4 protein-coding genes are annotated in these 10,654 nt (G+C 59.9%); 2 read left to right on the forward strand and 2 right to left on the reverse strand.

Annotated elements, in window-relative coordinates:
* The first annotated feature begins 68 nt into the window (after positions 1-68).
* Entirely contained in the window at positions 69-1,727 is a 1,659-nt protein-coding gene (locus MEB48_RS05955) for a cyclic peptide export ABC transporter (protein WP_237882765.1), read from the forward strand.
* A gap of 39 nt (positions 1,728-1,766) precedes the next feature.
* Entirely contained in the window at positions 1,767-5,912 is a 4,146-nt protein-coding gene (locus tag MEB48_RS05960; RefSeq protein WP_237882767.1) for an amino acid adenylation domain-containing protein, read from the forward strand.
* Between the two features lie 1,048 nt (positions 5,913-6,960).
* Here MEB48_RS05960 and MEB48_RS05965 read toward each other — a convergent pair.
* On the reverse strand, positions 6,961-7,548 hold the full coding sequence (locus MEB48_RS05965) for a nucleotidyltransferase family protein (protein ID WP_237882769.1): 588 nt from the start codon (positions 7,546-7,548) through the stop codon (positions 6,961-6,963).
* A gap of 286 nt (positions 7,549-7,834) precedes the next feature.
* The gene (locus tag MEB48_RS05970) at positions 7,835-10,309 is read right to left on the reverse strand and encodes a TonB-dependent siderophore receptor (protein WP_237882771.1); all 2,475 of its coding nucleotides are present in this window, start codon (positions 10,307-10,309) and stop codon (positions 7,835-7,837) included.
* Positions 10,310-10,654 lie beyond the last annotated feature (345 nt).

Below are 10,654 nucleotides of genomic sequence, written 5' to 3' on the forward strand. Positions count from 1 at the left end.
GCACGCCCACGCACAGCTCAACCCTTGAACCTTTGCCCTTTTTAACGGCACTTGAAGCGGAACCCCCCATGACCTCGAATTCCCGCGGAGCCATCAGTGAAGTCCTCAGCCTGCTCAAGCCTTTCCGGGTCGTCGTGGTGCTGTCGATCATGCTCGGCATGCTGGGTGGCCTCAGCATTACCGCGCTGCTTGCGACCATCAACGACGCCCTGAACGCCGAAGGCAGCCCACCCACCCGTGTGCTGATGATGTTTGTCGGCTTGTGCGCGCTGGCCCTGCTGACGTCGATTCTGTCGGATATCGGTACCAATCATGTCGGGCAGCACATCATTGCCGCGCTACGTAAATCCCTGGGCGAGAAAGTCCTGTTGGCCCCGATCGAACAGATCGAGCGGTATCGCAGCCATCGGCTCATTCCGGTCCTGACCCACGATGTCAATACCGTCAGCAGCTTCGCCTTTTCCTTTGCGCCGCTGGCCATTGCCTTCACCGTGACCCTTGGCTGTCTGGGCTACCTGGCGTATCTGTCGCTGCCGATGTTTGCCCTGTTGCTGGTGGCGCTGGTGATCGGCACCGTGGTGCAATATGTGGCCCGGGCCAAGGGCATCAAGGGCTTCGAAGCCGCTCGCGAGGCTGAAGACGAACTGCAAAAACACTACAGCGCGATTGCGGCCGGCGCCAAGGAACTGCGCATCCATCGCCCGCGCCGCCAACGCATGTTCAGCCAGCGCATCGAAGGCACCGCCGACTACATCTGCACTACCCACATCCGTTCAATCAACACCTTCGTGGTGGCCAAGACCTTCGGTTCGATGCTGTTTTTCGTGGTGATCGGTCTGGCACTGGCGCTGCAATCGTTCTGGCTGGGCACCGATAAAGCGGTGCTCAGCGGTTTCGTGCTGGTGTTGCTGTACATGAAAGGCCCGCTGGAATACCTGGTCATCACCCTGCCAATCATCAGCCGCGCCAACATCGCCTTCAAGCGGATTGCCGACCTTGCCGAACAGTTTTCATCGCCCGAGCCGCACTTGTTGCTCAGCGACAAGAACACCGCCAAAACGGTGGTCGAACACCTCGAACTGCGCGACGTGCATTACGCCTTCCCTCCGGTGGACGGCAGCAAACCCTTCAGCCTCGGCCCGGTCAACCTTTCCATCACCCAGGGCGAAATCGTCTTTATCGTCGGCGAGAACGGCGGCGGCAAGACCACGTTGATCAAGTTGCTGCTGGGCCTCTACGCGCCACAGGGTGGTGAAATCATCCTCAACGGCGCGCCGGTACTGGCCAGCAATCGCGATGATTATCGCCAGTTGTTCACCACGATTTTTGCCGACTACTACCTGTTCGACGAACTGGTGCAAGGCGACCAGCAGGTTCCCGAAGACGCCAACCGTTACCTGGAACGCCTGGAAATCGCCCACAAAGTCAGCATCCGCGATGGCGCATTCAGCACCACGGATCTGTCCACCGGCCAGCGCAAGCGCCTGGCCCTGTTGAACGCCTGGCTGGAGGAACGCCCGGTGCTGGTGTTCGACGAGTGGGCGGCCGATCAGGATCCGGTGTTCCGGCGAATTTTCTACACCGAACTGTTGCCGGAACTGAAGTACCTGGGCAAGACCATCATCGTCATTTCCCACGATGACCGTTACTTCGATGTCGCCGACCAACTGGTGCGGATGGAAGCGGGTCAGGTCATCAGTGAAAAAGCCCCGGCCGCCACGGTTTGAGCCCTGCCCGACGTATTGCCGCCTTTTGCGAGAACCCCCATGAACGAACTTCTTGATGATGATCTGCTGGCGCTGCTGCTGGCCGATGCCGCAGACGATGTACACGCCTTGTCGACCCGCAGCCGCCTGGATCGAGCCCCGCTGTCGTTTGCCCAACAGCGCTTGTGGCTGGAGCAGCAATTGGCGCCGACCAGCTCGGCCTACAACCTGCCACGTGCCTTGCGACTGACCGGCGAACTGGATTCCCGGGCACTGGAAGTGGCGCTGGATCGGGTCGTTGATCGACACGACATTTTGCGTAGCGCGTTCAAGGAAATCGACGGTGTACCCCTCCAGGTCGTTGAGCGTCACGCCCGTCTGACCCTGCACAAGCAAGATCTCTCGGTGCTCGACAGCCAGGCCCGCGCCGATGAGCTGGCGCAGCGTATCCAGAACCAGGCGCTGCGCCCGTTCGACCTGAGCCGGGCGCCGCTGATCCGCGCCATGCTGCTCAAGCTCGACACCCACGAGCATGTGTTGCTGCTGAACATGCACCACATCGTCTCCGATGCCTGGTCCAATGCGATTCTCATGCAGGACCTGTCCCGCGCCTACGGCCAGGCCCGCCTCGGCGACACCGCGCAACTGCCGCCACTGGCGATGCAATACGCCGACCATGCCACCTGGCAACGCGGTGAATACCTCGACAGCGCCGCCTGCGCCCGCAGCGGCGACTACTGGCGCCAGTACCTGGGCAGCGAGCTGCCCGTGCTCGAACTGCCCCTGGATTTTGCCCGCGCAACCGGTCAACAACACCTCGCCGGGCGCCTTTCATTGAGTATTCCCACCACTGTGTCCCAAGCGCTCAACGCCTTCTGCCAGCGCCAGGGGCTGACGCCGTTTGTGCTGGCCTTGGGCGCCTGGCAATTGCTGCTCGGCCGCTACAGCAACCAGCACGACTTCACCGTCGGCGTGCCCAATGCCAACCGCAACCGAGGTGAAACCCAGGAACTGGTGGGCTTTTTCGTCGGCACTCAGGTGTACCGGGCGCGGATCGATTCGACCCGCACCGCCGTGGATTTTTTGCACGACCTGCGCGGGCAATCCCTGGCGGCTCTGGAGCATGCCGATTACCCGCTGGAACTGATGTTCGATCAACTGCAACGACCGGGCGGCCAGACGTCCAATCCGTTGTTTCAGGTGTTGTTCAACTGGCGCACCGGCACGGCCGAGCCACCCGCGATGGACTGGGGCGGGCTGGCACTGGAGTTTCTCGACTCCGGAGAAAGACAGGCAAAATTCGATCTCTCGCTGGACATCGACTACTCGCATCAAGGCCTTGTCGCCACCTTCGAGTACAGCCGCGACCTCTACAATCCAGCGACCATCGAGCGCATGGCCGGGCATTGGCAGAACCTGTTGCAGCGCCTCATCGAGTCCCCCGATCGTGCCCTCGGCGAGCTGCAACTACTGGCCCCGGACGAGCATCAACAGACCCTGGCCGACTGGAATCGTCAACCCACCCGACTCCCACGCGAACACTGCCTGCATCATTTGATCGAAGCCCACGCCAGCAGAGCCGGTGAGGCCATCGCCCTGAGTTTTGGCGAACAGCACATGAGCTACGCCGAGCTCAATCGCCAGGCCAATCGGTTGGCCCATCGACTGATCAGCGAGGGTGTCGGCCTGGATGTGCTGGTGGGCATCGCCGTCGAGCGTACGCCAGACATGATCATCGGTGTATTGGCGATCCTCAAGGCCGGGGGCGCCTATGTGCCGCTGGACCCGGCCTACCCGACCGAACGCCTGGCCTACATGATCGAGGACAGCGCCGTCGCCCTGGTGCTGACGCAGAAGCACCTGCATGAACAGTTGCCGCTGCCGGCCGAGGTTCGCTGCCTGTTACTCGAGCAGATACCGTCCAGTCACTCGCTGGATGAGCGCAATCCCGAAGTGGCGGTGCACCCGGATAACCTGGCGTATGTGATTTACACCTCGGGCTCGACCGGCAAGCCCAAAGGCGCGCTGCTGCCGCACCACAACGTGATGCGGTTGTTTCAGGCGACTGCCGATTGGTTCAACTTCAGCCAGGACGATGTCTGGAGTCTGTTTCACTCGTATGCGTTCGATTTCTCCGTGTGGGAAATCTTCGGCGCCCTGTTGCACGGCGGCCGACTGGTGATCGTGCCGCACGCGGTCAGCCGCTCGCCACAGGATGTCTATGCGCTGCTTTGCGAGGAAAAAGTCAGCGTGCTCAACCAGACGCCGTCGGCGTTCAAACAGCTGATGCAGGTCGCCTGCGAACCCGGGCAGTCGCTGACGCAACAGCTGCGTTATGTGGTTTTTGGCGGTGAAGCAATCGATGTACAAAGCCTGCGCCCCTGGTTCGAACGCTTCGGCGATCGCGCGCCACAACTGATCAACATGTATGGCATCACCGAAACCACCGTGCACGTGACCTACCGGCCGTTGTCACTGAACGATCTGCACTCGGAAGCGGCCAGCCCCCTCGGCGAGCCGATCGTCGACCTGTCGTGGTACCTGCTCGACCCTCATCTCAACCCGGTGGCCAAAGGTTGCATCGGTGAGTTGTATGTCGGCCGCGCCGGCCTGGCACGTGGGTATCTGAAACGCACCGACCTGACCGCCACTCGCTTCGTTCCCGATCCGTTCGACCCGCTACCGGGCGGGCGCCTGTATCGCACCGGCGATCTGGCGCGTTACGGCGTCGATGGCAGCATCGAGTACGTCGGACGCATCGACCATCAGGTAAAAATTCGTGGTTTCCGCATCGAACCGGGGGAAATCCAGGCACGTCTGCAGAGCCTGCCAGCCGTGCAGGACTGCGTGGTCCTGACCCATGAGTGCCCGAGCGGTCTGCAACTGGTCGGTTATGTGATCGCCAGCGAACCGGCCAGCACCGAGCTGCGCGAACAGCTACTGAACGCCCTCAAGGCGCAGTTGCCAGACTACATGGTGCCCAGCCACCTGCTGTTTATCGATCACTTCCCGCTCAACGCCAACGGTAAGCTCGATCGCAAGGCCCTGCCCGAGCTGGATGTCAGTCTGTGGCAACAAGCCTACGTTGCGCCGGGCAACGCACTGGAAGAGGCACTCGCTCAGCTCTGGCAGCAATCGCTGGGCATCGAGCGTGTGGGGGTGACCGACAACTTCTTTGAATTGGGCGGGCATTCGATTCTGGCCATTCAGTTCATTTCCACACTCAAGACCCGTCTGAACATCGAACTGCGCCTGCAAGAGTTACTGGCCTATCCGAGCATCGGCGAACTGGCGGCATTTATTTCGCGCAAACATCGGGAACAGACTCAGTGCGTGGTCGAGTTGAATGCCGCCCCGGCCAGCGCACCGACCTTGTTCTGTCTGCACCCCAGTGGCGGAATCGTGTTCTGTTACCAGCCGCTGGCGAAAAAGCTCAAGGCCCATGCCTCGGTTCGTGGCGTCATGCATCGCGGTTTCAGCGATGGCAGCCAAAGCTGGGACGAGATGGTGGCCGATTACAGCCACGAAATCGTCAAGGCACAACCCCACGGCCCCTACCACTTGATGGGCTGGTCGCTGGGGGGAGCGATTGCGCTGGATATCGCCGCCACACTGGAAGGCCTGGGCCATCAGGTGGCCTTTCTCGGCCTGGTGGACAGCACCATCCCGGAACACCTGTACCCCGAGAACTTGCCCCGCTATCGACGCTTGTCCAGCGCTGAACAGAGCCGCGAGGCCTCGGAAGAAATCCTCGATGCCATTCACTATTTTGATCTGTTGTTCCCGACTCTCACAGACCGTACGGCGGCGTATTTGAAAGACTCGCCACACAGCTCGGTCAAGCAGTTTTATGACTGGGCAGCGAGCCTGGTCGAACCGGGCCAGGGTGATTTGTTGTCGATTGTGCAAAGCGTCAAGAGCGAAGTGATGAATGCCCAGGCGTTCTCGGTGCATGACCGTCTGCTGGAGGCTTTCAAGGCCTTTACCTTCAAACCTGTGCGGGTCCAGCCCAGTTGCTGGTGGGCCGTACCGGAAAAAACCGAGCAAGAGCTGGCGTTCTGCGAGGCATTGATCCGGCGTTACAGCCCGTCGGGCGAGTTGAAATGTTCGGTGCATTCACCGTTGTTGCACCGCAGCATGATCTTTGATGGCGCCCTGATCGACTCACTGATCGACGCCTTCCTGGCCACCACTGCCCCTCGCTGATCTCCCGCTCCATCGCAACCTGCTGGAAGATATCGGCGGGTTGTCTTTGATGTCAGTCGGATAAGCGAATGAACCGCTTTTTGTAGGAGCCAGGCTTGCCGGCGAAAGCGGTGTGTCAGTCGACTTCAGTGCTGCCTGAGACACTGCTATCGCGGCATATCTTTCCGAGTTTGATGGTGTACATATCCGGTTCTGCGGTAACGGCCGCTGGCGGTTTCGCTTTTACAGCGAGTCACTTTCGAAAAGCGCGAAAGTAACCAAAGCGCTTCTGCCCCTGTCGTTCGGTGCCTCGCCCAGGCTCGGCATGCCCTCGCTCCGGTCCTGCTCCGTGGGCCCGCCGCGATCGGCCATCCATGGCCGTGCGCGGCTAACCCGGCATCCATGCCGGGTTGCCCACTGCGCAGAACCTCCACTCGGCCTCTCGAGGGCGCGGTGCATCAAGATCAACAGCTGCAGGCGAGCTAACGCTCGGCCTGTTGAGTGGTGAAAAGCAGAGTGGATGGGCGCTGATTTTGGATGTGCGCTTTGTGGGGGCTGGCTTGTCGGGTCGCTGCATCGCTGCGATGGCGGCCTGTCAGCCGACGGATCTTCCCCGAATGTACCCCGTCCAACTGTGGGAGCGGGCTTGCTCGCGAAGCTGTTGATCTTGCCGTTGCCGTTGCTTTGGCTTTTGATCCTGATCTGCTTGCCCCTTTTCCCAGAGGCCGAACGCAGGTATTGCGCAGGGGGCACCGCGGCAGGGATGCCGCGGTAGCCGCGCACGGCCATGGATGGCCGATCGCGGCGGGCCCCCGGAGCAATGCCGGAGGGAGGGCATGCCGAGCCTAAGCGAGGCACCGAATGGTGGGGCAAGACCTTTTGGTTACTTTTGGGGCGTTTGCCAAAAGTGACCCGCCGTCAGGGCGGAACCCTAAGCGGCCGTTACCGCAGAAATGGATATGTATTCCCATCTCTGTGGCTCAAGAGATGTTTAGATACCCATGGCCATCGCGGACAAGCCCGCTTCCACAAAGACGTGTCCGCCGCAAAGTGCGGGCATCTGGTTCAGTCATCTTCCAAATTCGAATGAGTCTGTCAGCAGTCCAGACTCCTGCCTGAGTAAAGGCCATGCTACCGCCCACTCCTTGGACTTCAAGCGCTCCTGGTATGTCGCTTTTTTCTCTACTGCAAATCTCCCGGTGGGTCTGACAATAAGGTTAAAAAGATCATCAAGCCCCAACGGCGCAGATACCTCACAGGTATTTCCTTCTCGCCATCTGACGGCTATAGCCGTTGCCGTCTCCGGCCAGTAACGCATTGCATCAGTCGTGGAAATGTAAGGCTTATCGCCGTTCTGAACATGCATTCTCGCCTGATTTTTTACTGACCAGAGGACCGTAGAGTCCAAATCTCGCAGCGCTGCTTCTAATGCCCTGTCATCCGTGGGTGTGCAGCGACATGGATCAAACCAAATTACATCGACGTCGGTCGAGACCGGGGATGGGAAACGTCCGTGCAAGTAATCCCAAACCGCGTTCCGGACAAAACCTGCCCCGATCCAACAATCCAGTAATCCCAGGGAATGAACAAGCTGGAGTAGACGCCATCGAACGGGGTCTGCTGAAATGATTGCCTGGACGCTTGAAGCGTTATTCACTGACACCTCCAAGGCATCGTTGGGTAGAAAGCTGCCTGTCACTACATCCTATAGGGTTTGCGGACATCTACTTATGCGGCAGCAACCCGCTAGCGGGCAAGCCCCAATGCCTGTAGGAGCGAGCTTGCTCGCGAAAGCGGAAGCGCAGTCAATATTGATGTCGCCTGACATACCGCCTTCGCGGGCAAGCCCGCTCCTACAGGTGTGTGTGACCGCCCACCCAATCGCAGGCAAATAAAAAAGCCCGGCCCGCAAAGTGCGGGCGGGGCTTAGGTGTCGCTTGCAATCAGAACTGTGGTTTGTACGTCACGCTGAACATCAGGTTGCGCGGGTCGCCAAAGTTATTGTTGCCATTGAGCTGGTTGTAAGCGGGCGAAACGTACGTCTTGTCGAACAGGTTGTTGGCGTTGACCGCCAAACCGATCTCCGGCGTCAGCTGGTAGCCGATGCGGGCATTCCACACGGTGTAACCCGGTACATCTTTATTAAGATCGTAAACCAGTGTGTGGCTTTGGGTGGTGAAGCCCAGACCGGTGCTGACACGGCTCCAGTCGCCGGTGAACTGGTAGTTGCCCCACACGCGCAGCATGTGTTTTGGCGTCCAGGTACTATAGACGCTGCCTTCGTTGGTCGGGTCTTCCAGGTATTTGGTGGTGTTGTAGGTATAGCCCGCAAATAACTGCAGATTGTCCGTCACTTCACCACTGATTTCCGCGTCGACACCCTGGCTACGAACTTTCCCCGAGGCTGCCGAGCAGTACCAGCCATTACACTCCATACCACCGGCGATGTCGTTGACGGCACGGTTTTCCTGGTCGTAACGGAAGATGGCCAAGGAGGTATTGACCCGACCGTCCATCAACTCACCCTTGAGGCCGATTTCGTAGTTGGTGCCGATGATGGGTTTGAGCACCGTACCGTTGGAATCACGGTTGGTTTGCGGCTGGAACACGTCGGTGTAGCTGGCGTATACCGCCCACTCGCGGCTCAGGTCATAGACGATACCGGCGTAGGGCGTGACCTCTCCGGTTTCAGTTCCAGTGCTTGGCTCGTTGGGCGTGATACCGGTTGTTCTTTCGGTTTTCGACTTATAGCTGAAGTCGTACCAGCTAACCCGGGAACCCAGTACCAGCGTCAGGTCGTCAACCGGCTTGACGCGCCAGGTGCCGTACAGGCCTTTCTGGCGGATATCGTATTTGCTGAGGGTGCCCTGGCCGCCCGCGGCAAGCAGGCTGTTGTAGCTGATGTCCGGACGGTCATTGTCGAGGTCGAAGATGGTGTCGCTGCTGTTGTTGAAGGTACGGGCGAAGCGATCATCCGTCTCCAGCTGAGAAAAGTTGCCGCCCAGCATGACTTCCTGCTGCATCGACAAGGCTTCGAACTTGCCGGTCAGGTTCATGTCCAGACCGGCCTTCGTGGACTGGAAATCGGTCACGAAGTCGGCATATTGCACGCGACTGCCATCCGGCAAGAGACCGCCAGGACTTTGGGTTCGCTGGTTTTTCGACTGATTGTCTTCGGTCATGTACACGGTGCCGACCTTGAGGGCCCAATCGTCGTTGAAGCGGTGCTCGAGATCGGCGTAGAGGGTGGTGACGTCGATTTCGGAACGGTTCCAGCGCGCACCGGTGTAGGTCGAACGCGAAACGTCCGGCATCGACCCGTCGGCGTAGAGTGGCAGGCCACGGATGTTGCCGCGCGATTCGCCGTTGGATTGGCTGACCGCGAAGCCCAGGGTGGTGTCTTCGCGCAGGTCGATGTCCAGGGCGCCGTACAGCGAGTGGGTCTTGCTCCATGCGTGGTCGATGAATGAGTTGCTCTGGTCTTCGTCGACGACGATGCGGCCGCGGATGTTGCCGGCCTGGTTCAGCGGGCCGCCGGCGTCCACTTGAAGACCGTAGTGATCCCAAGAGCCGGCCTTGCCGGTCAGGGTCACAGTCGGTGCGTTTTGGCCACGCTTGCGCACCAGGTTGATGGCGCCACCGGGGCTGCCGGTGCCTTGCAGCAGGCCGGAGGCGCCGCGCAGGATTTCCAGGCGGTCATAGAAGATCAGGTCCTGGGTCGCCCAGTTGCCCAGCGAATAGGTGTTACGCGGGATCGGCACACCGTCGTACTGCCAGTCGTCGATCTGGAAACCGCGCGACGATAGAATCATGCCTTCGCCGACGCCCTGCAGGCCGACGATGCCGGTGGTCTGGTTGACGGCGTCCTTGAGATCGACCAGGTTCTGGTCATCCATCTGCTTACGCGTCATCACGGTGATCGACTGGGGAATTTCCTTGAGGGTGTGGGTACCCTTGCCGATGGTCACGGCGTTACTGGTGTATGAGTGGCTGCCTTCGATCGTCGCATCCAGCTGCTGTGCATTGACGGTGGTCGCGCCCAGCTCAAGGCCTTCAGTGGCGGAACCGCGCACCAGCATCAACGTGTTGCCTTCAAAGCTGTAGCGCACGCCGGTGCCCTTGAGCAGTTCGGCAATGGCCGCTTCGGCGCTCAGTTTGCCGCTGACGCGATTGCTGCGCAGGTTGGCCATGTCGGCGGCGTTATAGATCACCTGCCGGTTGGTTTGCTCGCCGAACGCTTGCAACGCCTGCGGCAAGGGCTGCGCGGCAATGTTGACGGCGATTTCTTCGGCGCAGACCTGCGCGCTGAACGGCATCAGACAGACCATGCCCAGACCGGTCAGCGAGTGACGCGAGCGAAGCGTTCGGGAAATGACCAAAGCCTTGAACAGAGGTTTCAACTCATGAATTGCTGACATCGTGCTCTCTATTATTCGTTAGAAGTGGATAAGACCGATGGGCCACCGAGGGCCCGACGCTGCCCGGACACGTAAACCGCTCTGTCGGCCACCTCAGGGGCAGCACGTCAGCGGGCGGTCGACCCGGCCCCTCCCCGGGCACAGGTCATCTGTCTGGACAACGGCAAAATCGTGTTCTGCCCTACAAATCCGAACCTTGGGGCTACCCTGCCCGACCCGAATTGTCTGCATACCTTAGTAAGACGTGGCACCACGCATAAACCGGAATGAGTTTATTTATCATTAACGACACATTTAAAAAAAAGGCCGACGCTTTGGGCGTCGGCCTGTCTATTTCCGGGTTTC

Source organism: Pseudomonas sp. PGPR40 (assembly GCF_022014505.1).
Classification (GTDB): Bacteria; Pseudomonadota; Gammaproteobacteria; order Pseudomonadales; family Pseudomonadaceae; genus Aquipseudomonas.

Coding starts and splice junctions, on each gene's coding strand:
- MEB48_RS05955 (WP_237882765.1), top strand. CDS start 69: ATGACCTCGAATTCCCGCGGAGCCATCAGTGAAGTCCTCAGCCTGCTC.
- MEB48_RS05960 (WP_237882767.1), top strand. CDS start 1,767: ATGAACGAACTTCTTGATGATGATCTGCTGGCGCTGCTGCTGGCCGAT.
- MEB48_RS05970 (WP_237882771.1), bottom strand. CDS start 10,309: ATGTCAGCAATTCATGAGTTGAAACCTCTGTTCAAGGCTTTGGTCATT.